Source organism: Vagococcus humatus (assembly GCF_003950325.1).
In the GTDB taxonomy this organism is placed as follows: Bacteria; Bacillota; Bacilli; order Lactobacillales; family Vagococcaceae; genus Vagococcus_C; species Vagococcus_C humatus.
Genome location: NZ_PXZH01000008.1, coordinates 51,606 through 77,832, shown reverse-complemented (window position 1 = coordinate 77,832; position 26,227 = coordinate 51,606). Strand labels below are relative to the sequence as shown.

23 protein-coding genes and 1 riboswitch are annotated in these 26,227 nt (G+C 34.8%); of the genes, 9 read left to right on the top strand and 14 right to left on the bottom strand.

The features are described 5' to 3' along the window. Positions 1-43 precede the first annotated feature (43 nt). The 7 genes from hpt to pth all read right to left on the bottom strand — a co-directional run bounded on the left by hpt (position 44) and on the right by pth (position 7,528). Positions 44-583 (bottom strand): hypoxanthine phosphoribosyltransferase, encoded by a 540-nt coding sequence (gene hpt / locus C7P63_RS10200; RefSeq protein ID WP_125944054.1) that lies wholly within the window; start codon positions 581-583, stop codon positions 44-46. Between the two features lie 23 nt (positions 584-606). Next, positions 607-2,013, bottom strand: coding sequence for a tRNA lysidine(34) synthetase TilS (tilS, locus tag C7P63_RS10195; protein ID WP_125944053.1), 1,407 nt, complete (start codon positions 2,011-2,013; stop codon positions 607-609). Positions 2,014-2,106: 93 nt separating this feature from the next. Continuing rightward, positions 2,107-2,553: a S1 domain-containing RNA-binding protein gene (locus C7P63_RS10190; protein WP_125944052.1), complete on the bottom strand. Its 447-nt coding sequence runs from the start codon at positions 2,551-2,553 to the stop codon at positions 2,107-2,109. Positions 2,554-2,620: 67 nt separating this feature from the next. Next, a complete protein-coding gene (locus C7P63_RS10185) occupies positions 2,621-3,055 on the bottom strand; it encodes an FtsB family cell division protein (RefSeq protein ID WP_125944051.1) in 435 nt (144 codons plus the stop codon). A 63-nt stretch (positions 3,056-3,118) separates the two neighbouring features. Continuing rightward, complete coding sequence (locus C7P63_RS10180; protein WP_125944050.1) at positions 3,119-3,394, bottom strand: RNA-binding S4 domain-containing protein; 276 nt, start codon at positions 3,392-3,394, stop codon at positions 3,119-3,121. Between the two features lies 1 nt (position 3,395). Continuing rightward, on the bottom strand, positions 3,396-6,944 hold the full coding sequence (mfd, locus tag C7P63_RS10175) for a transcription-repair coupling factor (protein ID WP_125944049.1): 3,549 nt from the start codon (positions 6,942-6,944) through the stop codon (positions 3,396-3,398). A 17-nt stretch (positions 6,945-6,961) separates the two neighbouring features. Next, positions 6,962-7,528, bottom strand: coding sequence for an aminoacyl-tRNA hydrolase (gene pth / locus C7P63_RS10170; RefSeq protein ID WP_125944048.1), 567 nt, complete (start codon positions 7,526-7,528; stop codon positions 6,962-6,964). Between the two features lie 253 nt (positions 7,529-7,781). Here pth and C7P63_RS10165 point away from each other — a divergent pair, with 253 nt between their 5' ends. Beyond that, the gene (locus C7P63_RS10165) at positions 7,782-9,170 is read left to right on the top strand and encodes a L,D-transpeptidase family protein (RefSeq protein WP_165863823.1); all 1,389 of its coding nucleotides are present in this window, start codon (positions 7,782-7,784) and stop codon (positions 9,168-9,170) included. Between the two features lie 98 nt (positions 9,171-9,268). Then, on the top strand, positions 9,269-9,871 hold the full coding sequence (locus tag C7P63_RS10160) for a hypothetical protein (protein ID WP_125944046.1): 603 nt from the start codon (positions 9,269-9,271) through the stop codon (positions 9,869-9,871). A 45-nt stretch (positions 9,872-9,916) separates the two neighbouring features. On the opposite strand, the gene C7P63_RS10155 is transcribed toward C7P63_RS10160, so the two are convergent. The 3 genes from C7P63_RS10155 to C7P63_RS10145 all read right to left on the bottom strand — a co-directional run bounded on the left by C7P63_RS10155 (position 9,917) and on the right by C7P63_RS10145 (position 11,885). After that, positions 9,917-10,168, bottom strand: coding sequence for a chorismate mutase (locus C7P63_RS10155; protein ID WP_125944045.1), 252 nt, complete (start codon positions 10,166-10,168; stop codon positions 9,917-9,919). A 27-nt stretch (positions 10,169-10,195) separates the two neighbouring features. After that, a complete protein-coding gene (locus C7P63_RS10150) occupies positions 10,196-10,903 on the bottom strand; it encodes an NAD-dependent protein deacylase (RefSeq protein ID WP_125944044.1) in 708 nt (235 codons plus the stop codon). A gap of 73 nt (positions 10,904-10,976) precedes the next feature. Continuing rightward, positions 10,977-11,885 carry an EamA family transporter gene (locus C7P63_RS10145; RefSeq protein ID WP_125944043.1) on the bottom strand — a complete coding sequence of 303 codons (909 nt, stop codon included), beginning with the start codon at positions 11,883-11,885 and terminating at the stop codon, positions 10,977-10,979. A gap of 145 nt (positions 11,886-12,030) precedes the next feature. Further along, a riboswitch (Lysine riboswitch) is annotated at positions 12,031-12,208 on the top strand. 79 nt (positions 12,209-12,287) lie between these two features. Between C7P63_RS10145 and C7P63_RS10140 the strand changes: the two genes are divergently transcribed. Together C7P63_RS10140 and C7P63_RS10135 are read left to right on the top strand one after the other, a co-directional pair. Further along, positions 12,288-13,877, top strand: coding sequence for an ABC transporter permease subunit (locus C7P63_RS10140; RefSeq protein ID WP_125944042.1), 1,590 nt, complete (start codon positions 12,288-12,290; stop codon positions 13,875-13,877). Positions 13,878-13,880: 3 nt separating this feature from the next. Continuing rightward, positions 13,881-14,615 carry an amino acid ABC transporter ATP-binding protein gene (locus tag C7P63_RS10135; protein WP_125944041.1) on the top strand — a complete coding sequence of 245 codons (735 nt, stop codon included), beginning with the start codon at positions 13,881-13,883 and terminating at the stop codon, positions 14,613-14,615. 47 nt (positions 14,616-14,662) lie between these two features. On the opposite strand, the gene C7P63_RS10130 is transcribed toward C7P63_RS10135, so the two are convergent. After that, positions 14,663-15,352, bottom strand: coding sequence for a helix-turn-helix transcriptional regulator (locus C7P63_RS10130; RefSeq protein ID WP_165863822.1), 690 nt, complete (start codon positions 15,350-15,352; stop codon positions 14,663-14,665). A 178-nt stretch (positions 15,353-15,530) separates the two neighbouring features. Between C7P63_RS10130 and C7P63_RS10125 the strand changes: the two genes are divergently transcribed. Genes C7P63_RS10125 through C7P63_RS10115 form a run of 3 tightly spaced genes read left to right on the top strand, consistent with a single transcriptional unit; the run spans position 15,531 to position 19,446 of the window. Beyond that, on the top strand, positions 15,531-16,673 hold the full coding sequence (locus tag C7P63_RS10125; RefSeq protein ID WP_125944039.1) for a trans-sulfuration enzyme family protein: 1,143 nt from the start codon (positions 15,531-15,533) through the stop codon (positions 16,671-16,673). A 17-nt stretch (positions 16,674-16,690) separates the two neighbouring features. Further along, a complete protein-coding gene (locus tag C7P63_RS10120) occupies positions 16,691-18,082 on the top strand; it encodes an L-cystine transporter (protein WP_125944038.1) in 1,392 nt (463 codons plus the stop codon). 29 nt (positions 18,083-18,111) lie between these two features. After that, complete coding sequence (locus C7P63_RS10115; protein ID WP_125944037.1) at positions 18,112-19,446, top strand: CoA-disulfide reductase; 1,335 nt, start codon at positions 18,112-18,114, stop codon at positions 19,444-19,446. 57 nt (positions 19,447-19,503) lie between these two features. On the opposite strand, the gene C7P63_RS10110 is transcribed toward C7P63_RS10115, so the two are convergent. From C7P63_RS10110 to C7P63_RS10100, 3 genes are all read right to left on the bottom strand, one after another. Next, positions 19,504-20,658 carry a glycoside hydrolase family 3 N-terminal domain-containing protein gene (locus C7P63_RS10110; protein ID WP_125944061.1) on the bottom strand — a complete coding sequence of 385 codons (1,155 nt, stop codon included), beginning with the start codon at positions 20,656-20,658 and terminating at the stop codon, positions 19,504-19,506. A gap of 102 nt (positions 20,659-20,760) precedes the next feature. Continuing rightward, positions 20,761-21,384, bottom strand: coding sequence for a 50S ribosomal protein L25/general stress protein Ctc (locus C7P63_RS10105; RefSeq protein WP_125944036.1), 624 nt, complete (start codon positions 21,382-21,384; stop codon positions 20,761-20,763). 377 nt (positions 21,385-21,761) lie between these two features. After that, positions 21,762-22,580 (bottom strand): putative ABC transporter permease, encoded by an 819-nt coding sequence (locus tag C7P63_RS10100; RefSeq protein ID WP_125944035.1) that lies wholly within the window; start codon positions 22,578-22,580, stop codon positions 21,762-21,764. A 146-nt stretch (positions 22,581-22,726) separates the two neighbouring features. Here C7P63_RS10100 and C7P63_RS10095 point away from each other — a divergent pair, with 146 nt between their 5' ends. Continuing rightward, complete coding sequence (locus C7P63_RS10095; protein WP_125944034.1) at positions 22,727-24,466, top strand: ABC transporter ATP-binding protein; 1,740 nt, start codon at positions 22,727-22,729, stop codon at positions 24,464-24,466. Then, entirely contained in the window at positions 24,463-26,205 is a 1,743-nt protein-coding gene (locus tag C7P63_RS10090; protein WP_125944033.1) for an ABC transporter ATP-binding protein, read from the top strand. The genes C7P63_RS10095 and C7P63_RS10090 overlap by 4 nt, the downstream gene beginning before the upstream one ends. Positions 26,206-26,227 lie beyond the last annotated feature (22 nt).

The following is a 26,227-nucleotide window of genomic DNA, read 5'->3' as shown; positions in this document are numbered from 1 at the left end:
TTTAACATATTTTCAAAAAAAACAGAGTGATTTGCTTTTTATTTTACTGATAGATTTCTGGTTTCAACACACCAACAAAAGGTAAGTTACGATACATTTGTTTATAGTCCAATCCAAAGCCAACTACAAACTCATTAGGAACATGGAAACCATAGTAATCTGCATGAAGATCGACAACACGTCCTTCTGGCTTATCTAATAACGTCACAATTTTCACTGAATTAGCTTGACGATATTTAAACAGTTCAACCAAATAATTTAAGGTACGGCCACTGTCGATAATATCTTCTACAATAATTAAATCTCGGCCTGCTACATTAGTATCCAAATCTTTAATAATTTTGACTTCTCCTGATGAAACTAAAGCATCTCCATAACTAGAAACATCCATAAAATCCATTTCTACAAAAAGATCCATTTGACGGACTAAATCTGCTAAGAAAGGAACAGCTCCCGTTAACACTCCTACTACTAAAGGTGTTTTTCCTTCGTAATCTTTTGTTAAAGCAGCCCCTATTTCTTTCACTCTGGTATGAATTTCTTCTTCTGAAATCAATACTCTTTCAATATCTTTTTCTAACATGAGTTTCTCCTTCCACTCTCTACTTATTTTCTTTTAAAAATAAGCTTGTAATGTATTTTATCAGTTTCTTTATCAATACTCAAATAACTTCTACGAAACGGATAAAGCCACAAAATCTTCTTATTTTGGTCACAAACAATCCAAGCATTATCTCGTTCTGATTGAGGTATTTTTTGATCGATAAAAAATCGGGATATTTTTTTATGTTGCCCTGTTTGATCCATTACCAGACGATCTCCCGGTAAACGTCTACGAATGGTCAACGGAAAAAGAATATCTTTTGGAACGATTAATTCCTGACTGTACCAACCTTCTACCTCTTTCGGAAAATTAGCGGTTGTCTCACTTTCATATAAGCCAACCCACTCCCTTGAGTTTAAAAAACAACTATTATTCAAAGTTAGTTGATAACATTCGGTATTAGATTCTTCTTCTCTTTCTTGATTATACCTTAAATCTTGAAATAAATAACCATATTCATAAGATTTTTCAAAAATCCAATCTTCTTTTAGTTGAATTACTTTTTGAGGCTCTGCTCCATTTAAAATGGCTAAAATCCCCATTAATTGATGTCGATTCAATTCGACCCCTTTTGGTAGAAGCACTTGGTCTACTATCATCGTCCATACATAATATTGTTCGCTTTTAGTTAACTGCTTAAATTTTGTAACATCTAGCTGTATTTTACCCTTAGTTTCCCTAAGTAGTTCATTATAAATTGGTTCAATATGAGCTTGGACAATTTCTTCACTACTTACTAGCTGTTCTCGGTAAGCTGCCATATTTTCTAATAGTTTAGGATTTTCTTCCTTTAATAAAGGAATGACTTGATGCCTCATTCGGTTTCTAAAAAAATCATTGGTACAGTTCGTTTCATCTTCAAAAAAAATAAGGTGATGTTCTTTAGCATAGTGTTCTAAGTCAGCTTTTGAAAACGAAAGAAGCGGACGACTAATTTGATAACCTGAACGGTAACTTATTTTCTTGATACCACTTAAATGATAGAGCTGTCCGCCTTTAATCAGTCGCATTAACATCGTTTCTAATTGATCATCTCCGTGATGGGCAGTTAACAAAACTTGATAATCTTCTTGTTTCATTATTTGATCAAATTGTCCATAACGAAATTCTCTGGCTTTTAATTCTGTGCTGTTTTGGCACTCTTTCCCTTGTTGCCACACTCTCACATATAAAGGAATCTGTTTTTTTCTACAATAGCTTTCCAAAAAAGCTTGTTCTTTTTCTGAGGCTTGTCGCAACTGATGATTAATGTGTACAACCCCAAAATCAGGTTTAAATTTAGCGGGTAGTTGCTCGATAAGATGAAGAAGTACCATGGAATCTACCCCAGTTGACACAGCAAGCAATACACGTTGGTTTGCCTGCCACCACTTGTCTTCTTGATACTGTTTTAAAAATGTTTGTTCCATTAAATATCCACCTCTTTCTGGAATCCACTCAAAAAGAAAAAAAGGATAAGATAAACTTATCCTTTTTACTGATTACATTCATAAATGAAGGTCTTAGTTACGACGACCGCCACGGCCACCACGTTTGCCTTCTGTATTACGTTTTAAAGAAGAAAGACGATCTTCACTGTCTTTCAAGAAATCACTCATTAAGTCATCAAAACTTTGTTTTCTTTCAGGTTGTGATGATTTTTTAAATTCACGTTTTCCCTGTGGACGTGAAAACTCTCTTTTTCCTCGTTGTTCTCTTTGTTTAGTAGGTGCCTCTCCGTTAGCACGACGAATAGATAAACCAATCTTTCCATCATCTCCAACAGACATAACTTTTACTTCAACAGTTTCGCCCTTAGTTAACACATCATTAATATCTTTCACATAGCTATCTGAGACTTCACTGATGTGAACAAGCCCTGTTTTTCCTTCACCTAAATCTATAAATGCTCCAAAATTAGTAATTCCTGACACCTTACCTGAAAGTTTTGCGCCTACTTCGATTGACATAAAAAAGTTGTTCCTCCTTAGTATTTTTAACTCAAATGAACTAGTCTAACCAGACTAGTCCTTTTAATTATTTCGTTGATTGTAACTCATGTTCATCTAAGCCTTGACTCTTTTGAGTCGTTACTTGTTGGTTTTGAGGAACACTGTAAATTAATTCGCCCTCTTTAGTATAGAAGTATTTAGCTCGAGCTAATTTTTCTAAGTACTCCTCATCTTGTAATAAAGAGACATCTTGCTTCAGTTGAGTAATCTGGTTGGTCACATCTTTTTGTTCTGTTAGAACAACTTGACGTTCTCGCTTCAATCGATGAATCTTTTGATAGCTTGTTGCCAGATTAACTCCCATTGCAACAAAAAACACCATGGCTACAGCAAAAATGACAGCAATCCGACGACGACGGTAAATAAGCGTTTTTTGCTCCTGTTTAACCGTTTCTAATTGCTTTTGTGTGTACTGATTATCTAGTCTAGCGATTTTTTTAGCAGTTGCTTTACTGGGCATGTTGAAGTCTCCTATCACCGGAATTTGTATCAAAGATATTATAACAATAAGGGGAGGTATTGTCTAATCTAATTTTTCTAAACTGCTTCCTTGTGTTTCTGAGATAATTTCATACATGTTTTTAGCATCTTCTTTTTTAGTAGAATCTTGTAGCTGTAACACTTTTAATTCTAATGTTTTATTTCCAAATAAAATCTTAACTAAGTCTCCTTCTTTCACATTGGTAGAAGATTTAGCTAACTGACCATTTACTTGAATACGGCCTTTATCTGCTACTTCTTTAGCAACCGTTCTTCTTTTGATAATTCTGGAAACTTTTAAAAATTTATCTAAACGCATCTTATTTTTTCTCCTTTTCTTCTTGTTTTTTGATAATCAGTTGTCTGATGTGACTTAACTCATTCATCAACTGTTCAACTTCATTTAACCAACTGGCCTGCCCTGTTTTCGGTGGAATATGTAGGTTTACTTGCATGTTTCCATCATCTTCCCCTACATCAGCCTTCAAGGAAGTAGCTGTTAAAGATTTTAACAAGTCCTGGACAGTGTAAGTATTTGTCCCTACTGAACTTAACGTAATAGTGATCACTTGTTTATTTCGTCTAATTTTTTCTACTAGAGCATAATCTGCCGACATTTTGATTAAACCAACAGACAATAAGTAAGCTACTTCATTTGGATATTCGCCAAATCTATCAAGTAAATCATCTTCTAGCTCATTATAAGTTTCTATACTGTCTAATTCACGAATTCGTTTATAAATTTCAATTTTTTGTCGTTCATCTTGAATATACTCTGCTGGAATATATGCGTCAATTTCTAAATCAATTTCTGTTGAAGTTTTAAACTCACTTGCTGGTCTTCCTTGTTTTCTAGCAACAGCTTCACTAAGCATTTGAGTATACATATCAAATCCTACTGAATCAATAAAGCCATGTTGCTGTGCACCTAACAAATTACCGGCTCCTCGAATAGACAAATCTCTCATGGCAATTTTAAAACCTGAGCCTAGTTCAGTGAAATCTTTCATTGCTTGAAGTCGTTTTTCACTCACTTCCGTTAATACTTTTTGCGGTTCATACATAAAATAAGCAAAAGCAATCCGATTACTTCTACCAACTCGGCCTCTTAACTGATATAACTGAGATAATCCCATATAGTCTGCATTTTCGACAAACAAGGTATTAACATTAGGTATGTCTACTCCCGTTTCAATAATGGTCGTGGTAACTAATACATCATAGTCTCCTGCAATAAAATCAAACAACACATTCTCTAGTTGCACTTCAGTCATTTGACCATGAGCATAAGCAATCCGGGCATCTGGAATCAGCATGTGTAACTCATCGACTTTTTGTTCAATCGTATCGACTCGGTTATATAAATAAAAAACTTGGCCTCCTCTAGCCATTTCTCTTTCCACTGCATCCCGAATGGCTCCTGGATTAGTTTCCATTACATAAGTTTGAACAGGATAACGTTCTGCAGGAGGCGTTTCAATCACCGATAGATCTCTAACTCCTAACATAGACATGTGAAGAGTTCTAGGAATAGGCGTAGCCGTTAAGGTTAAAACATCTACTTGAGAGCGTAGTTGTTTAAGTCGTTCCTTATGTTTTACTCCAAAACGTTGCTCTTCGTCAATGATTAACAATCCTAAGTCTTGAAATTCTACATCTTTTGATAAAATTCGGTGTGTCCCTACTAAAATATCTATTTGACCTTTACGTAGTTTGTCCAAAGTCTCGGTTTGCTGTTTTCTTGTTCTAAATCGACTTAAAACGCCAATCTCAACTGGAAAATCTTCAAACCTTTCCACCATTGTTTCATAATGTTGCTGAGCTAAAATAGTCGTTGGGACTAGAAAAGCCACTTGTTTTCCGTCTTGTACCGCTTTAAATGCTGCCCGCAAGGCAACTTCTGTTTTCCCGTAACCAACGTCCCCTACTAACAACCGGTCCATAGGTTTATCTTGTTCCATATCTTTTTTTATTTCAGCAATACTTCGCAACTGATCATCTGTTTCGCTGTAAGGAAAGACTTCTTCAAATTCATGCTGATAATCGTTATCTTTTGAAAAAGCAAATCCTTTTTCTGCTTCTCTTTCAGCATAAAGCTTAATCAAATCATCTGCTATGTCTTCAATTTTAGCAGATACTTTCCGCTTAGTTTTAGTCCATTCCGTTCCACCTAATTTATTAATTCTAGGCGTACGAGATTCAGAAGCGACATATTTTTGAATTAAATCAAGTTGGTGGACAGGAATAAATAACTTATCATTATTTTGATACAAAATAGTCATATAATCTTGATGGACACCGTCTACTTCTAAGGTTTCCATTCCAATATACTGACCAATCCCGTGATTAACGTGTACCACATAATCTCCAGGTTTTAATTCATTGTAACTCTTTAGACGCTCTGCATTAGATATATGCTGTCTTTTAGCACTTTTTTTCTTTCGTTGTGTCTGTAATAGCTCTCTTTCTGTAATGATTACCAATTTATCTTCTGGCAGTTCAAAACCAGTTTGCAAGCCACCTATACAAATTTGGGTTTCATGAAGAATTACTTGATCGCTGTGATTGACGACTACTTGAATGTCGTGTTCTTTTAGTAACTCTTCAGCTTTACGACTTTTTTCTTCATCTGAAACATACAAAATAACTGTTTGATTTTTTTGCTTCCATCTATCCATCTCCACTTTTAAAAGAGGAATTTGACTGAAGAATTGCTGCATACTACGATATTGGAAATCATAAACTGCTTGAAATTTTAAATTTCCCATTCCTTTTTGAAATACTGAGAAAAAAGTGAAAGGAACTTTACTTTCTTTAACTAAACTTCTAATATCTTTACCAAAAGATTGGTTAGGTAACAAACGAGATTCTGCTAGTTTTAACGTTTGCCACTCCCCTTCTTCTTGCACAATATTTTTTTCTGTATCTAGTATGCGGCTATAATCATCTATTAACACATAATCTTCAACTGATAGATAATTAAGCAAAGTGGTTTTCTGTTCATAGATATAATCCACTAAGTAGCGATCTTCTTCCGTTGGATAACCTTTTGTCCATTGGGCAAGAATAGGCTCAAAATAAGCAGTTAATGCCTCTTTTTTTTCTTCACTTGAGATGACCGTTAACTGTTTATCCAATGCTTTTTGTAGCCGGTCCCCTGCTCGTTTTAACTGGTCTGAAGAAACAAAAACATCAGTAGCTGGTGTAATTCTGACTTGGGTCAAAGACTCAATTGAACGTTGGGTTTCTGGATCGAATAACCGGATAGAGTCAACTTCCTCATCAAAAAAATCAATTCTAACCGGATATTCTAACGTTAAAGGATAAACATCTAAAATACTGCCTCTTTTACTAAACTCTCCTGGTCTACTAACCATTCCCTGACGTTCATAGCCTAACAGCACTAAATCCTGAATAATTTCTTCTATTTTATAGTCTTTCCCAACCGCTAAGTTTTTTGAAAATTGTTGCCAGTTTTTTGGACTAGGCACAAACTTACGTAAACCAGCACTTGGCACAATCACAATACCCGCTTGTTGACTTAACAAAAATTCTAACGCTTCCACTCGACTAGAAACCGCTTCCGGAGAAGAAACTGCCATTTCCACTGAAGTGATATCATTCACTGGGAATAAATGAACAAGATCATCAGCTAGCACATGCCGAAAATCCTCCATTAGCACTGAAGCTGTATGGAGGTTAGGTGTTGCAATCACTATTTTGGATTTTTTTTCTTGTAAAAGAGATGCCATCACTAGCATCTTAGCCGACTCACCTAAACCTGTGATTAGTTGACGAGGTTGTTGGTCGATTTGTTGTAACCACTGATTAACTTTAGGTGATTGACTAATCAATTCCATTAATTTCATCGGATTAGCTTTCCCCCTTATTTCTTATTATAATGATTCATCACATCATCAAACTGATGGCCATCTGCCCAGTAAAGACTAGCTTCTGCCGCTGTTTTAACAGAAATTAGCATATCGCTGTGCACCTCTTTAGGAAATGTGCCAAGTACATGAGAAACCACATCTTGTCCTGGTCTTGGTCGACCAATCCCTACTCGAATTCGGTCAAACTCTTTAGTTCCTAAATGCTGAATCAAACTTTTTATACCATTATGGCCTCCTGCACTGCCTTTTTGACGCAAGCGAATTTTGCCTACAGGTAAATCTAAATCATCATAAATAACTAATAGATCAGTTAAATCAATATTGAAATAATTCATTAAAGGGCCGACTGATCGACCAGATTCATTCATAAACGTAGTCGGTTTTGCCAGAATTATTTTTTCTCCGTTAACGAAAAATTCTGCAATATCTGCCTCACACAAGTGTTTATTAAAACTAATATTTTCTTGTTGAGCTATTTCATCTAGGGTGATAAAACCAATATTATGTTTAGTTGCCATATATTTAGGGCCAGGATTTCCTAAGCCTACAATTAATTTCATAGCAGTCCGTCCTTTCTATTTCCACACAAAACAGCTGGGCAAGTATCATTACTTTGCCCAGTTTTTCCAAGTATAGCACAAAGCTAGGATGTCTCGCATACTTTATACTTGATTTATTGAAACTTTCTCTTTATTATTTAAGTAATTCATTAATTACTTATAACTTGTAAGTAATTAATTAAATAAACATTGTAACTCTATTAGTTTATGTTACAATATGGTAGCAAATATTGGACTTACAAGGAGAGTTGATATGAAAAAAACAAAACGAGGGTGGCTATTTGGCCTACTCGCTTTCATTTTAATAATTGGATGCGTTTATGTTTATCAAGTGGCCTTTTTTAATGATCATTTTTTCCCAAAAACAGTGGCTAATGGGGTTAGTTTAGATAAGCTAACTGTTGCAGAGGCAGAAAAAAAACTAGTCGCTAATGCAGATAATGATACTTTTACCCTACTAGATAATGACAACATTTGGAAAAGTATTCCTAAAAAAGATTTAGGAATCACTGCAAACTATACAGTTGGCTTGAATAAGATCATTCATAAACAAAATGCTTTTGCTTGGATTCCCACTTATTTTAACCAGCGAAAGTATGTTTTAATGGATGCTTCTTTAAATGAAGAGAAATTAAACAACACTTTACAAACTGTTAGAACAGATTTGGAAAAATTAAATGAAACGAGAACAGTTACCCAAAATGCAAGCATTAAAAAAGAAGGGGACACATTCCAAATTATTCCAGAAGTAGTGGGAAATAATTTAGAGATTGATACGTTGATTAAAGACTTAACTGCTGCTTTAAAAACAGGGAAGAAAAGTCAAATTCAACTAGAAAACTATCAAGTCAAACCGACTGTGTTAGAAAATGATAGCTCCCTTACAAAAAGCATAGAAAAAATCAACAAAATCGTCAATCAATCTGTTACCTACTCAATTGCAGGGGAAACGATCACAGTCCCTAAAGAACAATTAGCTGACTGGATTGATTATGACAACGAAAAAAATCAAGTAGCTTTAAATCAGGAAAAAGTAACTAATTATGTGGCTGCTTTAGGAGCAGACTACAATACCAGTACAAATCCAACCACTTTCAAAAGTACTAAACGAGGCGAAGTATCTGTGCCAGCTGGAACTTTAAGTTGGACTATCCAGACAACAGAAGAAACAGCGGCTTTAACAGCAGATATTTTAAAAGGAGAAGGAGTCTCAAGAACTCCTATCACCCAAGGAAGTACCACTCCTGACAAACCTTTGATTGGAAATACCTATGTAGAAGTGGATCGACAAAACCAACACATGTACCTTTATAAAAACGGCGCACTTGTATTAGATACTGATATTGTGACAGGTAAGCCTACTACTCCTACTCCACTAGGTGTCTTTTACATTTGGAGTAAAGAGAGAAATTCTACTTTAAGAGGAACTAATGACGATGGTTCACCTTACGCTTCCCCAGTTGATTACTGGATGCCTATCGACTGGACTGGTGTAGGTATTCATGATTCACCTTGGCAATCTGCTTATGGTGGTAGCCGTTGGCAAACTCATGGTTCACACGGGTGTATCAATACGCCTCCTGCTAAAGCAGGCCAGCTCTTTAATGCTGTAGAAGTGGGGACTCCTGTTATTGTTTTTTAATCTCTAGTGAAAAGCAGTTCATCTAAACCCAGATGAACTGCTTTTTTTATGCACCTGCTTTAATTTAAGGTATACTTAATAAAAAGGAGGTTAAACACATGAAGAAAAAAGAAGCACTTTTTTATGTTTTACGTTACAAAGGCAGCATGTATTTAGTTCTTATTTTGTTATTTTCCTTTTTTAATTTTTTAATCGTTCAAAATAAACAGGATCACATTTTAAACCAGTTTTCTTTTGAAGAAAATAGTCGGTTGTATACCCTCTTCTTTATTGGCTTTATTTTAATTAATTCTAGCTATCATTATATGAAATTACGTCACCGAAAAGATCCAGACGTCTACTTAAAGGAAGAACATCAAGCTTTTGCTCTAAAACGAGAAATTAACATTCATCACCATGAACTAGATTTTTTAGATAAAAAAATCAATATGCTACAAGTGATTGCCCCTATTATAGTCACCTTTGTGTTACTACAAGGTGTGTTAGATAAATTAATTCGCACCGACTTACAAATGGAATTTGGTGAGATTGTTGCCTTTACCATTATCTTGTTTTATGTTTTCATATATATGGAAAATTGGCACAGTTATAAATTTATTTCTGTTCAACTTTTAAAGTTTGAAAATCAATTATTACAACTAGAAGAATTTCAATCTGTTACTTTTTCAGAAAATTTAAAAGAAACCGATTTATCCCTTTAAAAAAAGAAGCTCGCTTCCTTTAACTCAAGGAAAGTGAGCTTCTTTTTAAATTTGTAATAACTTAGATTCGTCCATAATTTTTTGCATAATTTTTTGAATAGGAAGTCGGTAATCTTCATTTTGAGTCCACCGGTTCACCTGATCTAATACCGCTTGTTCTCTTTGTCTATCTAGAACAGATAAATTTTGTTGCTGTTTAATCTGTCCAATTTCAGACACAACTGCCAATCTTTTTTCTAGCAACTGAATCAGTTGTTGATCTATTTCATTAATTTCTTCCCGTTTTTTTTCTAACATAAATTTAAACTTCCTTATCTCTTTAACTTAAATATCCTTAAAAAAGGATACCACATCTTCTTGAATCATGGTATAAGGAACTGATAAATAAACGTCATCTTGATTCACCACAATCACTTGACTGTCTGGGGATTTATAATAAATTAGTTGACAAAACGGACTGACTTTAAAGCTAGTACCTGCAATCACAATCACGTCTGCAGCTTTTAAAACTTGTTGACTTTGATAAATAGCCATTTCCTCAAGCCCTTCTTCATATAACACAATATTAGGCCGTAATATTCCCCCACAACCTGCATGCTGATTGTCTTCTAAATAGGTCCAAGCATCCACCTGTTGATAACATTTACTGCAATAAACATCATATAAACTTCCATGAAAATCTACCACTTGCTGACTACCAGCTTTTCGGTGAAGTTGATCAATATTTTGAGAAATAACCCAAGTATCTGGTTTTTCTTTTTCTAACTGAGCCATTTTAAGATGAACTGAATTAGGTCTAGCTTGTGGATGATACAACTGTTTAACAAACTGATAAAACAAATCCTGTTCTCTTAAAAAGCAGGTATGAGACAGTAAGTACTCTGGTTGGGCCATACCTGTTTTAGTATAAACACCACTTAAAGAACGATAATCAGGAACACCGGACGGAGTTGATACTCCTGCTCCTGTTAAAAACACTAAATGATTTGCTTGACGAATACTATCAAGTGCTTGTTGTCTTAGATTGGTCATAGTCATCACTCCTTCTACCTAATTATACCATGAAACAAAAAAAGCAAGGAATGTCTCCATCCCTTGCCATAACTTAGCCATCATAAAAACCTAAAATAGCAATCGCTATAATAATCATCCCAACTACTGCATACTGTTTAGCACTTAATTTTTCTTTTAAGAAAAGACGAGACCAGATAACTGACACAATACTATAAGAAGAAATTAAAGGTGCTACAATAATAGCATTACTGGCAATTGCCCCGATATAGAAAAACTGTCCAAATGTTTCAAAAGCGGCAGCAAGTCCTCGGTATTTTTCATTTTTAAGTACAATCCGATCTTTTTTCACAACATATAAATAGACTAACATTATCAAAGCAACTATTAAAAAAGTTAACTCGTAACTAATTAAGGCTTGATCTTCACTCATAATTTTTTTTGTTTCTAAATAATAGCCATCTAAAAAAGTACCTAGCCCATCAATCACACAATAAAAGATAGGAAATAAAATAGCTAAAAAACTTGTTTGATATTTTTTATCTATTTTTTCTCCTGTCACTGCTATTTCTTGATCTGTTTCTTGCTTTTCAAATATGGATAATAAGAAAATCCCTACTGAAATCATCCCAATTGCTACAAATTGAATCCATTTCATGGAACTACCTAATACGAAAAAAGATAGCATGGCTGAAACCGCCCCTGAAGAATTACTAATTGGAGACGAAATAGATAATTCAATATAACGTAAACCAATGTAGCCAATTCCCATGGATAAAATATACATCGCTGAAACTGGAAGATAAAGTAACATATTATACGGCTGGTAAGCTACCCCTTTATATAACATCATATAAAAAATAGCTTGAGCTCCCATAACAAACCCTACCATAATCACTGTTTTAATGGCACTATGACTATCTGATGGGTCATTTCCTTTCTTATAAAATAAATCCGCTGTTCCCCAAGCAAACACTGTAATAATTGCTGGTATAAACCACATATGACCCTCTCCTTCATTTTTATTATATCTTTATAAAAATACCTTATTTCCCCTAACACGTCAATTGAGTCTAGATATTTCGGAAAGAGATTTGACATATTTCTGAAAATACGTTATGATTTGAACATTAATTGAATATGCCTCGTGATGAGGTAGAGGTCGCGGTAATTAAGAATTACAGTTGAGTTTGAGGAAACGTTGAAACTGTAAGGAGGGAAAACCGCCGAAATGAACATAGCTCCTCAAGTTATGTTTGTTGGGACAACAGTTGATAGCTGTTGGACTGTCTTAGTTCGTGAGAATTAAGTTGAGCTATTTTTGTCTAAAGGCAGAAACCGTGTATGTTCGCGACCTCTAGTTTCCCACAGAGGTCGCTTTTTTATTTTTTAGGAGGATATAGATATGACTAAACAATTAACAAAATGGACATTCACTGCCCTGTTACTGACGCTTTTTTGCACACTTTTTCCGTCACTCACCCACGCTGCTAATCAGGAGGAATTTCGGATAGGAATGGAAGCAGCCTACGCCCCTTTTAACTGGACGCAACAAACAGATGAAAATGGTGCTGTTCAAATTCAAGGTTCGAAAGAATATGCTGGAGGCTATGATGTTGAAATTGCCAAAATCATTGCGAAAAAATTAAATAAAAAATTAGTGATTATCAAAACAGAATGGGATGGCCTAGCACCTGCCTTAACTTCTGGAAAAATTGATGCTATTATCGCAGGTATGTCTCCTACACCTGAACGTCAAAAAACGATTGATTTTACAGATGTGTATTATAAATCTCATTTAGTTATCTTAACAAAAAAAGGGGGAGACTATGCAGAGGCAACTAGTTTAGCTGACTTTAAACATGCTAAAATTACTGCACAGTTAAATACCTTTCACTATAGCGTGATTGATCAAATTCCAGAGGTAGCGAAAGAAACACCCATGGATAACTTTTCAGCCATGCGAGTGGCCTTAGAATCTGGAGTTATTGATGGCTATGTCACTGAAAAGCCAGAAGCTTTAACAGCTGAAAAAGCTAATTCACATTTTAAAATGGTTGAATTCGCTAAAAACAAAGGATTTAAAACCAGTCCTGATGACACAGCTATTGCTATTGGTGTCAAAAAAGGCTCTCCATTAAGACAAGAAATCAACCAAATTTTAGGAACTATTTCTGATGACACACAAGATCAAATTATGACGACTACGATTGACCGTCAACCAGAGGAAAATAAAAAAGAAATTTGGGTACTCAAAATTCTAAAAGAAAATGGCGGGATGTTTTTACGAGGCGCTGGTATGACTCTTTTACTTTCTTTAGTGGGAACCGTTGTTGGAACAATGATTGGTATGGGAATTGGTGTTTTCAGAACCTTACCTACTCCTACCACTGCTTTTAAGAAAGCTCTAAACAAATTATTAAATGGTTTCTTCACTGTTTACATTGAAATTTTTAGAAGTACGCCGATGATCGTACAAGCTATGGTTATCTATTACGGCTCAGCTCAAGCCTTTGGTATTGATATTAACCGGACAGTTGCAGCTTTAGTGATTGTTTCAATTAATACTGGGGCTTATATGACAGAGATTGTCCGTGGGGGAATTTTTGCTGTCGAAAAAGGTCAGTTTGAAGCAGCAGAAGCCTTAGGTATGACTCATCGCCAAACTATGACCAGTGTTATTATCCCTCAAGTTGTGCGAAATATTTTGCCTGCAACCGGGAATGAGTTTGTTATTAATATTAAAGATACATCTGTATTAAATGTGATTGCTGTTTCAGAATTATTCTTCCAAGCTAAAACAGTAGCAGGAAGTAACTTTAGATTCTTTGATACATTCTTTGTCGTTTGTGTGATCTATTTTGTCATGACCTTTACTGTGACTCAATTATTAAGACGTTTAGAGAAGAAAATGGACGGACCAGATAATTACATTCCTTATGGTAATCAAATGCAAGTCCAAAAACCAGAAGCATCCGCTAAGAAAGAAGGGTAATTCATGGAAAAAATTATTGAAATTAAAAATTTACGAAAATGCTATGGAAATAACGAAGTATTAACTGATATTGATATGTCAGTAGAAAAAGGAGAAGTAGTCACGATTATCGGTTCCTCAGGTTCAGGTAAATCCACCCTTCTTCGCTGCATTAATTTATTAGAAACTCCTACAAGTGGGCAAATTTTATTTAAAGGAGACAATGTACTAGATCAACATTATGATCTTCCTAAATATCGAACTCATCTAGGTATGGTGTTTCAACAATTTAACTTATTTTACAACCATGATGTTTTAGCTAATTGTACGGTTGGTCAAATCAAAGTGCTGAAAAGATCTCCAGAAGAAGCTGAAAAAGTGGCGAAAGAAAACCTTGCGAAAGTAGGCATGGAAGCTTTTATTCATGCTAAACCTAAACAACTTTCTGGTGGACAAAAACAACGAGTGGCTATCGCTCGTGCTTTATGTATGGAACCTGATTGTTTATTGTTTGATGAGCCAACTTCCGCCCTAGATCCTGAAATGGTAGGGGAAGTACTTGATATTATGAAAAGTTTAGCTGAGTCTGGACTAACGATGATTGTAGTTACTCATGAAATGGATTTTGCAAGAGATGTTTCTGACCGAGTTGTCTTCATGGATCAAGGTGTTATTGCTGAAGAAGGCACACCTGAACACATCTTTAATCATCCAACTAAAGAAAGAACGAAAGAATTTTTAAAACGCGTATTAGCTTAATAAAAAGCATCTTAATTAGTGGACTTCCACTAATTAAGATGCTTTTTTTAAACCTGATTTTCTTGTTTTACTACAGACAAATACCGATACAAACTAGATTCTGACATGTTCATCTTCTCTGCTACTACAGAAATAGACCCTTTCATTCTAAATAAATGTTGCCGATATAAATGAGTAATAATAGCCATTTTTTCTGATTTAGATAGCTTACGCTTATCATAATCAGGAATTAATATATTTTTTTCTATTAAGTCTACTAGAGAATCAGTAAAAGTTTCGAGACACTCTTCCTCCTCATTAGAACACATATCTACCTCTTTGGGAGAAAAACTATCTTGTTGTAACCACTCAGATGAAATATTTTGTAAAGACAGTAACCGATTGATCACTTCAATATCTTCAGTTTTATCCACATTGATACAGAGCATCCCTATTAATTCTTTTTTTTCATTTTTTATAAAAAATGTTCCAGAAACCAAACGTTTGTTATCGAATGTTTTACCTGTATAACTAGTTATATAATCATTATATATATACGTTTTATTCTTAATAAAACTTAATGATAAATCTGTTAATGGATCTCCAATTTTCCGATTACTTACTTCTCCATGATAAATTTGAATGATACCTGACTGATAACGATCAATTTTTTGTAGAACAATTTCATATGAGCTTCCTAAAAAAACCGCTAAAAACTCGGAAAATCGAACGTATTGCTGTAAAATTTGCTGATTCAAACACACGACTCCTTTCTTAACTAGTCTTCAATTTATTTTTACCATATTGAGAAATTTTTATCAAAGCAATTTTACTAAGATTTTTTTTAATAAAAAATTATTATTTTCACATTTTATATTATTGTTTTTTATCTCGATTAAATGTATATTAAAAGAAATTCAAGAAAGGAGTTCATAAATGAAATTTAATACGAAACTTATTCACGGTTATCCTGTTATCGATAAAGAAACTGGTGCAGCTTCCATCCCTTTATATCAGACCTCTACCTTTCATCAAAATGATATTGACCAGGGACAACCCTTTACCTATTCACGTTTTGGCAATCCAACTAGAGACGCTTTAGAAAAAGGAATTGCCGCAATCGAAACAGGAGGGACACATGGTTTTGCTTTTGCATCTGGTATGGCAGCGATTACGACGGTGTTGCTTTCATTTTCTAAAGGGGATCACCTAGTTATGTGTCAAAACATTTACGGTGGAACTTTTCAACTTGTCCAAGAAGTATTTCCAAGATTTGGCATTGAGGTTACCTTTGTAGATGAAACAAATTTAGCTGCTTGGCAAGAAGCTATTCAAGCTAACACAAAAGCTTTTTACTTAGAAACTCCCTCTAATCCTTTATTAAGCATTACAGATATTGAAGGAGTTGCAGGGATTGCCAAACAAAACCAATTAACCACCATTATGGATGGTACTTTTATGACACCACAATTACAAGAGCCACTAACTTTAGGAGTAGACGTAGTTATTCATAGTGCTACTAAATTCTTAAATGGTCATAGTGATGTTATAGCCGGCTTAGTAGTCACTAATAATAACACATGGGCCGAGACACTTCACACCAATCAAAAAGTATTTGGTGGTATCCTTGGTACAGAAGACTGTTGGTTAGTGCTTCGAGGAATGAAAACCATGGGACTTAGAATGGCTCAAAGCACCAAAAGTGCACAGGCTATTGCAGAATTGTTAGAAAACCATCCAAAAGTTAATCGGGTTTACTATCCAGGGTTACCTTCTCATCCTGGGTATGCGACACATAAAAAACAAGCTAAAAATGGAGGTGCGGTTTTATCATTTGAATTAGCTGATGGACAAGCTGCTCGAAACTTTTTCAATGCAACAACAGTTCCCATTACCGCTGTGAGTTTAGGTGGGGTAGAGTCAATCTTATCTTATCCTGTGACTATGTCTCACGCTTGTGTTCCAGAAAACGAGCGATTAGCACAAGGAATTACTGATGGCCTGATTCGTCTCTCTGTAGGAATTGAAGATACAGAAGATTTGTTACATGATTTACAACAAGCTTTAAACACAATCTAATTTTTAGGAGGATTTATATGGATTTATTGTATATTATTTTAAATGTAGCCGTTATGGCTGTGATGCTTGGTGTTTTATGGAATATGGCTCGTAAACATGTGAAGTTTACGAAACGTGTCTTTGTTGGATTAGGTATGGGGATTGCTTTTGGTGCTATTTTACAGATTATTTTTAAATCAGATTCCCATGTAGTCGCTGTTTCTACAGATTGGTTTGGTTTAGTAGGAAATGGTTATGTAGCTTTCTTAAAAATGATTGTAACTCCATTAATCATGGTATCTATCATTTCTGCTATTACTAAATTATCTTCTACAAAAGGTTTAGGAAAAATGGCTGGTATCATCATTGGTTTCTTAGTTTTTACTACTTTGATTTCTGCCGTTGTCGGAGCTACTTCTGCTAATATTTTCCATCTTAATGCTGAATCTATTCAAGCTGGACAAAATGAAACAGATCGTGCTCAAGTTTTAGAAGAAAAACTTGGGGATGTAGAGCAAATGAGCGTTCCTCAAAAAATTGTAGAATTTATTCCAACTAACGTCTTCCAAGATATGGCAGGTGGCCGTCCAACTTCTACTTTAGGTGTAGTTATCTTTTCTGCCTTCTTAGGAATTGCCGCTTTACAAGTAAAACGTAAAAAACCAAAACAAGCTGAAATGTTTAACGATATGATTGATGCTTGTTACGCAGTAATTATGCGAATTGTAACATTAATTTTAAGAATGACTCCTTACGGTGTATTAGCTTTAATGGCTTCAACTATTGCAACAACTAACATTGAAGGAATTCTTAACTTAGGAACATTTGTCCTTGCTTCTTATGTAGCTATCTTCATTATGTTTATTGTTCATGGTTTACTAGTAACAGTTTTTGGTTTAAATCCAATCACATTCTTCAAAAAAGCTATGTCTACTTTGATTTTTGCTTTTACTTCTAGAACAAGTGCTGGTTCTATTCCAATGAACATTGAAACTCAAACAAAACGTATGGGTGTATCTGAAGGAATTGCTAACTTCTCTGCATCATTTGGTGCTTCTATTGGACAAAATGGTTGTGCAGGTATTTATCCAGCTATGTTAGCAGTAATGATCGCTCCAACTGTTGGAATCAATCCAATGGATCCTGCTTTCTTCATTAAATTAATTGTCATTGTTGCTATCAGCTCATTTGGTGTAGCTGGTGTTGGTGGTGGTGCAACATTTGCTGCCTTAATCGTTTTATCTTCTATGAACTTACCAGTTGGGTTAGCCGGTTTATTAATCTCAATTGAACCTTTAATCGACATGGGTAGAACTGCTTTAAATGTTAGTGGTGCTATGACTTCTGGTGTTTGTTCAGCACGTATCTTGAATGAAATCGACCTTGACGTGTATAATGATGAGAACGCTGGTTTAGCTGAAGTACAATAATTAAGACATTTGAAGGAGGAGTTAATAGGATGAAAATAATCATCATTGGGGGAACGGCAGCGGGTATGAGTGCTGCTGCTAAAGTTAAACGACTACAACCTGAATACGATGTTCTTGTGTTTGAAAAAACACCTGTAGTTTCATTAGGAGCTTGTGGTCTACCTTATTATGTGGGAGATTTCTTTAACGATACAGAGCGTCTAATTGCTAGAACACCGGAAGCTTTTAGAAAAACAGGAGTGGAATTGTTCACAGAGCATGAAGTAACTGATGTCGATATCGAAAAACGAGTAGTGACTGTTTTAGACTTAACTACTGGTCAAACGCATCAAGAAACTTACGATCAATTAATGGTTGCTAGTGGAGCTAGTCCAATCTTACCTCCTATTAAAAACTTAGATTTAAAAGGAGTTCACACTCTTAAAACGTTACAAGATGGTCAAGATATCAAACAATTAGCTACTAATGAACAAGTCAAAGAAGTCGTCATTGTCGGCGCTGGTTTTATCGGCTTAGAATTAGCAGAAGCTATGCATCGTTTAGGTAAACATGTTAGAATCATTCAATTAGATAGTCGAGTGATACCTGATGCCTTCGATACAGAAGTAACAGCTATCATGGAAGAAGAACTTATTAATCAAGGCATTCAGTTGAACTTAGATGAGTTCGTGACTGAGTTACAAGGTAGAGATACTGTCCAACAAGTCATCACTAATAAAGGGGTTTATCCTGCTGATTTAATTATCATTGCTACAGGTGTTAAACCTAATACGCAATTCCTACCTTTAGACTCCTTTGATACATTAGGGAATGGCGCACTTGTGATTGATGAGTTTGGAAAAACTTCTCAACCTAATATTTATTCTGCTGGTGATTGTGCTAGTGTCTATCACCGAGTTCGCAAAGAAAATGTTTTTATTCCATTAGCTACTACTGCAAATAAATTAGGTCGTCTAGTAGGTGAAAACCTAGCTGGAAAAGAATTGACTTTCCAAGGTACTCTAGGTTCTTCTGCTGTTCAAGTGATGTCACTAGAAGCAGGACGAACAGGTATTACTGAAAAAGAAGCCATCGATCTAGGTGTACCATACAAAACAGTTTGGATTCATGATAAAAACCAAACAGACTACTACCCTGGTCAATCTCCTATTCATGTTAAATTAGTCTACCATGCAGAAACAAAAGTTTTATTAGGTGGACAAATTATTGGAGCAAAAGGAGCTGTTTTACGAGTAGATGTTTTAGCAACAGCTATTCAAAAAGAAATGACAACAGATGAACTAGGTATGCTAGATCTATGTTATGCACCACCTTTTGCTAGAACTTGGGACGTATTAAATGTCGCTGGTAATGTAGCAAAATAAAGCTAAACTAAACAGCCTAGACTTTACTTTCCTGTAAAGTCTAGGCTGTTTTTTTGACTAAGGTAATAAACCAGCCTGTTGCTTCATGATTAAAATACGTTTAACAGAGTCATCTAACCGTTGCTCAGAAATATCCCCTGCTTTAACTTTTGCTATAATAGTAGGAATTTGAATTTGGTAGCTAGAGCTCATTACCCAATCAATTCCAGCTACAATCGCTTGATAAGCCGCTTCTTCTTGAGAAACAAATTGAGATAATCCTTGCATATCCATGTCATCAGTCATAATAACTCCTGAAAAATTCAGTGTATGTCTGATATAATCTACTACTTTAGGAGAGATAGAAGCAGGTTGTTGATTATCTAGTGCATCGATAATTAAATGTGCCACTAGTAAACTATCTGCTCCTGCCTGAATTCCTTCTTGAAACACAGGAATATCATGGGTCTCTAATTCTTTTAAAGAACGTGTATCATGTACCACTTGTGTATGAGAATCTAAGTTATTGCCGTAACCTGGGAAATGTTTTAACACACTAATCAACTGTTCCTGCTTCATTTCTTTTACCACAGTCTTGACATACTCTTTAGTCCCCTCAACATCAAGGCCTACTGTTCGGTCATAGATAAAAGCATTAGGATTAGTTGAAACATCTGCAACAGGAGCTAAAGCAGTATGAATTCCATAACTTTTCAACTGCTGAGATTTTAGTCTAGTATCTTCTTTTATACTAGCTAACCCACCTTGTTGATACAAAGCTTGAGGCGATAAGAATGGCTTCTCTAGTAAATTATCTCCGTAAATCAACCGCGAAACAAGACCGCCTTCTTCATCTGAACCAATTAATAAAGGAACAGTTGAAACACTTTGATACTCTTTAATTGTTTCAGTTAATTCTTTAGGACTTACTCCTTCAGTGTCTCTTGAAAAAAGTAAGTAACCCCCTAAATGATAGGTTTTAATATCTTCTAAAGCATGTTCTTCAGGTACTCTAGCAAAAAAAAGTTGTCCTACTTTTTCTTCTAATGTCAAATGACTTAAATAAGAAGCAAGAGGATCCTTTTGCTTTTTTTTCGATGTTTTTGTTTCTAAGCTACTTTCACTGGACAGAGAAGTTGACTGATTTTCCTTATCTGTTATGGATTGTTTTAACCCAACTTGAATAACTAGATAGACAACTAAAACAAAGACAATGCCAAAAATAAACTTCATCCACTTCACTTAGCTAACCTCCTTCTTTTTAGCACAATAAAAAAAAGTTAGAGAACAAATGCTCTCTAACTTTTTATACTAAATTTATTTGAAATTAGCAATTTATTCTGCTTCTTTTTCACCAATAACTTCTGGTTCAGCAGCTACTGCATCTTCATCTTCTGGTTCAGATGGAATTTCTGGTTCTTCAACTGCTGCAACTTGGTCACCCATGTCTTCAGCAATAATCTTGTAGTCAGGATTTTCTGGAATATCAGCAATTGTAAATGAGTCGCCAATTGCTAAACCTTCTACATTCACTTCTACAACATCTGGTAATTTGTCTGGTGTTGCTGATACGATAACACTATGAACATTTTGTGTTAAAATACCACCTGCTTTAACCCCTGCAGGAGTACCAACCAAGATAATGTCAGCTTCCACTTCTGTTTCAACACTCATATCAACTGCTAAGAATTCAACGTGTACCCAATCACGGTTAAATGTATCTAATTGGTAGTCACGAATTAATGTTGGAATTTTTTTACCATCTAATTCTAGACTGTACACACCATTAATACCACCTTCACGTAATGACATAGATAATTCATAACCACTTACAGAGATAGTTGTGTTTTCAATGTCATTTCCGTAAATAACCGCTGGTACGCGACCTTCAGTTCTTAATTGTTTACGAATTGATCTTGGTCTTACTGCACGACGTTCTACTTTTAATACTGTTGCCATTTCCTATTCCTCCTTAAGATTTTTACCTAAAATAAGTTCCTATTTGAAAAACATCTAAAAAACATAGATAAAATAATTAGCTATATTTATTAAATAACAATGTCTTTCTAGAACTTCACTTACGTTATAGATAATCCTCTTAAATGTGAAAGAAAGTGATGGACTAAGTCTTTCCCTTACTTAACGATTAAGAGACAATTTTTCTATAGAACACTTAACTAAAAACTAGGTTGGTTTTTAGTTGCTCATCATGATTGCCTATATGCAATAGAAATTCTTCCTACAACATATAAGAGAACCACACTATAATATAAGCTTATACAATAACCATAGTCCCTATTTCCAATAAAGTCAAGCTGTTCGAAAAATGAGTTTTTTTATTTTTTCCATATTTCTTTTAATAACTCACGTAATTCAGACATATTATTAACCTCTAAATGTTTCAAATCTTCAAAACTTTTTAACACCCGTCTTTGGTTGAAACTAAAGCTTGGCAGGCTCTCTTTTTTCTTTTGAATGACTTGCATAAATTCTGAGTTACGTCCGATAAGTAAAGGTCTTTCTTTATTCGAATTTTTGGCTAAATTGCTACTTTTTTCTTTTAATTCCTCACTAAATTCTGCTTTTTTAGCTAAAAACTCTGCTTTGCCTTCCTCTAAAGCTTGTGACCATTTCTTTAAAGCTTTTTGGAAAGATATCATATTTATCACTGTGTAAATAGTATCTGCTCCCATAACTAATACAATAGCGATAGGTAAATACCAACCTAACTTGGCTTCTAAAACCGATTCTAAAGACATAATTCTAGGATGAATGACTTCAGTAATCAAGACACAACCTGCTCCCCAAAATAATGAAATAGGTAAGGCCACTCGCCCTTGAATATTAAAAGGTAGATGATGATAATCCCACCAAGTAGTATGAAATAATTTTTCTAGGAAATAACTAGTTAAAAATTCTAACACTGTGACAAGGACAGTGGAAAAAATAAATAAAACAAACAGATTATTTTGATAGGGCTCTACCAAATAAAGAACACTTAAGACACCAAAGCCATATACAGGACAATAAGGACCTATTAAAAAACCCCGATAAACAAACTTTTTAGCTCTAAAAGAACAATAAAACGTCTCCCATAACCAACCTATGACGGCATATATGAAAAATAAATTAATCACTGCAATATATTCTGTCATCCTATCTCTCCTTTTTATTTTTATTGTAACAAACTTAACTTTTCTTGTCTGTTTTAACCAAGTAAGCCTGCTAGCAACATTCCTGTTTGAATTAATCCCACAATTATTTTATGATAATGACAACTGAATAAATTAGGAGGCTTTTTATGTTTAAATTACTTCCATATGCGAAGAATTATAAAAAACAAATTATTTTAGGCCCTATTTTTAAATTTTTAGAAGCAGTCTTTGAGCTGCTCTTGCCTCTTTATATGGCAAGATTAATTGATTTAGGGATCAAAAAACAACAACTTTCTGTTGTCTTCCATACAGGAAAAATCATGTTACTGATGGCTAGTTTAGGATTAATCTGTGTCATTATTTGTCAATACTATTCCTCCATTGCCTCACAAGGTTTCGGAACAGAATTGCGGCAAAAACTTCTACAAAAAATTAATACTTTTTCTCATGAAGAAATCGATCAATTTGGAACTAGTACCTTGATTACCCGAATGACCAACGATATTAATCAAGTGCAACTGGCTTTAGCCATGTTAATTCGGTTAGTGATTCGGGCACCTTTTTTAAGCATCGGCTCAATTATTATGGCGTTTTATATCCAACCTAAAATGGGGCTGATTTTTTTAGTCACCTTGCCAATTTTTGCCAGTATTTTGTTCATCATTATGAAAAAAACGGTGCCACTTTATCGTTCTGTTCAACAAAAAGTAGACAACATGAATACTTTAATTAGTGAAAATTTGTCAGGTATTCGAGTTATTCGAGCTTTCTCTCAAACCAACCGAGATATTAACCGAATGAACCAGGAAAGTAATCAATTAGCCAAAGCCTACACAAGAGTCACCAATCTTTCTACCTTGCTAAACCCTGCCACCACTCTTATTTTAAATGCATCTATTATTGTTTTATTATATGTTGGTGGACAAGAAGTTCAAATTGAGGCATTATCTCAAGGACAAGTTTTAGCGTTAATTAACTATTTTATTCAAATGGTCTTAGCCCTGATTGTTGTAGCTAATTTAGTCGTTATTTTTACGAAAGCCAGTGCCTCTAGTACACGTATCCAAGAAGTATTAGCTGTTAAACCTAGCATTGTTGATGAACATAAACAAACTCACTTGACTATCAAAAAAGAGCAACCTCTTGTTCTGTTAGACAAAGTCAGTTTTGCTTATCCTAAAGCTAATGGAATGGCTTTAACCGAGGTTAGTGGTTATTTAAATTCAGGGGAAACACTAGGAATTATCGGACCTACAGGTAGCGGAAAATCAACCTTAGTCCAACTTCTCCCACGTTTTTATGACATCTCTTCAGGCTCTCTTTTAATTGGTGGACACCCAGTTAAAGAATGGCCCTTATCTCAATTAAGACAGTTAATCGGAATGGTGCCACAAAAAAGTGTACTATTTCATGGAACTATTCGAGAAAATTTGCAGTGGGGCAAAAAAGATGCGTCAGACCAAGAATGTTGGCAGGCCCTAGATATCGCTCAAGCCAAAGAGTTTGTTACTTCCTTACCTAAGCAATTAGATACCCTACTTGTTGAAGGAGGAAAAAACTTTTCAGGTGGACAAAAACAACGGTTAGCCATTGCCAGAAGTATTATACAACAACCTGCCCTACTTATTTTAGATGACTCTTTAAGTGCTCTAGATTATCAAACTGATTTAGCTTTAAGAAAATCTCTTCAAAGCTCACTTAACCAAACAGGATTGATTATTATTTCTCAAAAAATTAGCTCCGTTAAAGATGCCGCAAATATTTTAGTTTTAAATGACGGCCACATGGAAGGTTTTGGCCCTCATTCTTATTTGTTAGATCACTCAAATGTTTATCAAGATATTTATGACTCACAACAAACTGACACTCAGGAGGTAGACAAATGAAACAAACCATTCAACGTTTTCTACCTTATCTAGTGAAATATCCGATTGAAATGATCGCGGCTCTTATTTTAGGGATTATTGGTGGAATTGCCAGTGTTACCATTACTTACTATACAGGTAAAGCAATCGATACTTTAATCGGCCCTCATCAAGTGAAATTTTCAAACCTATTCTCCATCCTAACCATTTTATTGATTACCTTATTAGTTACTGTCATCAGTCAATGGATTGTTCAGCGGTTAGGAAATAATATGTCTTATAAAGCAGTTGCTACTCTTAGAAAAGAAACCTTTACTCATCTTAATCAATTATCTATTCAATTTTATGATCAAAGTGCTAAAGGGGATTTAATTAGTCGATTAACAAATGATTTAGACGTAACAGCCGAAGCTAGTGTTGCTGTTTTTCAAAACTTGTTTTCTGGTATGACGATTGTCATTATTTCGTTATTTTCTATGTTGCGTTTAAATATTCCTTTAACTTTTACTGTATTAATTATGACAGGTTGTATGTTTCTAGTCATGTGGTTCGTAGCTAAAAATAGTCAGGAAAGATTCCAAGCCCAGCAACAAATTGTGGGAGATATTTCTTCCTTTATTTCTGAAATTGTTGGAAACCAACGACTTGTTAAAACTTTTCAATATGAAGAAAAATCAGAAGAACGGTTTGATAAGCTGAACCAACAGCTTTTTGTAGAAGGACAAAAAGCTCAATTCATCTCTTCTTTGACTAACCCTGTTTCAAGATTTATTGACCACTTAGGTTATATTAGTATTGGAGTATTAGGCGGCTATTTATTCTTACTAAATAAAGGAAATGTAACTATCGGAATGATTTCTAGTTTTACTATTTACGCGAGTCAATTTTCAAAACCGTTTATCGAACTATCAGGTATTATCACCCAAATCCAAACAGCCTTAGCTGGTTTAAATCGTGTTTTCTATATCCTAGATAAACCGATTGAAAAAGATACTGGTTATCTACCTTTAGATAAAGAAACACTTCAAGGTCACATTGTTTTTGATCAAGTAGATTTTGCCTATGAAAGCAACCAACCTTTAATAGAAAACTTTTCTCTTCAAGCTAATCCAGGGGAAACCATTGCTATTGTAGGAAAAACTGGCGCAGGAAAATCTACTATTGTTAACCTACTTATGCGATTTTATCCTATTAATGAAGGAACTATTAAACTAGATGGTCTTTCCATTTACGATTATTCCCTAGACAGTTACCGTCAAGCTTTCGGAATGGTGCTACAAGACACTTGGCTATTTGACGGTAGTATTAAGGCTAACTTATTGTACGGAAACCCTCAGGCTAGCGAGAAGGATATGATACAAGCAGCCAAAGAGGCGAAAATTCATTCCTTTATCCAAAAATTACCAGAAGGCTATGAGACACAAATTGGTTCTCAAGGGCTTAGTATTTCAGAAGGCCAACAACAATTACTAACGATTGCTCGTGTAATGCTAGCTAGTCCACCTATTTTAATTTTAGATGAAGCCACTAGTTCAGTGGATACATTAACTGAAAAAATGATTCAAGAGGCTTTTTCAGCAATTATGACAGGTAAAACAAGTTTTGTCATTGCCCATCGTTTAGCTACCATTCAAGAAGCAGATAAAATTATTGTAATGGAACATGGGCATATTTTAGAAATCGGAACTCACCAAGAATTACTCCAACGAGAAAACAGTGCTTATAAAGATATTTATGAAGCCCAATTTTTACATACTTAAAAAAACACCTCTAAAATGTTAA

What these genes read in the sequence shown, in the direction of transcription:
- C7P63_RS10105 (WP_125944036.1), bottom strand. Translation starts at nt 21,384, where the DNA reads ATGGCAACAGTATTAAAAGTAGAACGTCGTGCAGTAAGACCAAGATCA.
- C7P63_RS10190 (WP_125944052.1), bottom strand. Translation starts at nt 2,553, where the DNA reads ATGTCAATCGAAGTAGGCGCAAAACTTTCAGGTAAGGTGTCAGGAATT.
- mfd (WP_125944049.1), bottom strand. Translation starts at nt 6,944, where the DNA reads ATGAAATTAATGGAATTGATTAGTCAATCACCTAAAGTTAATCAGTGG.
- C7P63_RS10120 (WP_125944038.1), top strand. Translation starts at nt 16,691, where the DNA reads ATGGATTTATTGTATATTATTTTAAATGTAGCCGTTATGGCTGTGATG.
- C7P63_RS10110 (WP_125944061.1), bottom strand. Translation starts at nt 20,658, where the DNA reads ATGAAGTTTATTTTTGGCATTGTCTTTGTTTTAGTTGTCTATCTAGTT.
- C7P63_RS10100 (WP_125944035.1), bottom strand. Translation starts at nt 22,580, where the DNA reads ATGACAGAATATATTGCAGTGATTAATTTATTTTTCATATATGCCGTC.
- pth (WP_125944048.1), bottom strand. Translation starts at nt 7,528, where the DNA reads ATGAAATTAATTGTAGGCTTAGGAAATCCTGGCCCTAAATATATGGCA.
- hpt (WP_125944054.1), bottom strand. Translation starts at nt 583, where the DNA reads ATGTTAGAAAAAGATATTGAAAGAGTATTGATTTCAGAAGAAGAAATT.
- C7P63_RS10150 (WP_125944044.1), bottom strand. Translation starts at nt 10,903, where the DNA reads ATGACCAATCTAAGACAACAAGCACTTGATAGTATTCGTCAAGCAAAT.
- C7P63_RS10090 (WP_125944033.1), top strand. Translation starts at nt 24,463, where the DNA reads ATGAAACAAACCATTCAACGTTTTCTACCTTATCTAGTGAAATATCCG.
- C7P63_RS10155 (WP_125944045.1), bottom strand. Translation starts at nt 10,168, where the DNA reads ATGTTAGAAAAAAAACGGGAAGAAATTAATGAAATAGATCAACAACTG.
- C7P63_RS10095 (WP_125944034.1), top strand. Translation starts at nt 22,727, where the DNA reads ATGTTTAAATTACTTCCATATGCGAAGAATTATAAAAAACAAATTATT.
- C7P63_RS10180 (WP_125944050.1), bottom strand. Translation starts at nt 3,394, where the DNA reads ATGCGTTTAGATAAATTTTTAAAAGTTTCCAGAATTATCAAAAGAAGA.
- tilS (WP_125944053.1), bottom strand. Translation starts at nt 2,013, where the DNA reads ATGGAACAAACATTTTTAAAACAGTATCAAGAAGACAAGTGGTGGCAG.
- C7P63_RS10160 (WP_125944046.1), top strand. Translation starts at nt 9,269, where the DNA reads ATGAAGAAAAAAGAAGCACTTTTTTATGTTTTACGTTACAAAGGCAGC.
- C7P63_RS10125 (WP_125944039.1), top strand. Translation starts at nt 15,531, where the DNA reads ATGAAATTTAATACGAAACTTATTCACGGTTATCCTGTTATCGATAAA.
- C7P63_RS10115 (WP_125944037.1), top strand. Translation starts at nt 18,112, where the DNA reads ATGAAAATAATCATCATTGGGGGAACGGCAGCGGGTATGAGTGCTGCT.
- C7P63_RS10135 (WP_125944041.1), top strand. Translation starts at nt 13,881, where the DNA reads ATGGAAAAAATTATTGAAATTAAAAATTTACGAAAATGCTATGGAAAT.
- C7P63_RS10165 (WP_165863823.1), top strand. Translation starts at nt 7,782, where the DNA reads ATGAAAAAAACAAAACGAGGGTGGCTATTTGGCCTACTCGCTTTCATT.
- C7P63_RS10145 (WP_125944043.1), bottom strand. Translation starts at nt 11,885, where the DNA reads ATGTGGTTTATACCAGCAATTATTACAGTGTTTGCTTGGGGAACAGCG.
- C7P63_RS10140 (WP_125944042.1), top strand. Translation starts at nt 12,288, where the DNA reads ATGACTAAACAATTAACAAAATGGACATTCACTGCCCTGTTACTGACG.
- C7P63_RS10185 (WP_125944051.1), bottom strand. Translation starts at nt 3,055, where the DNA reads ATGCCCAGTAAAGCAACTGCTAAAAAAATCGCTAGACTAGATAATCAG.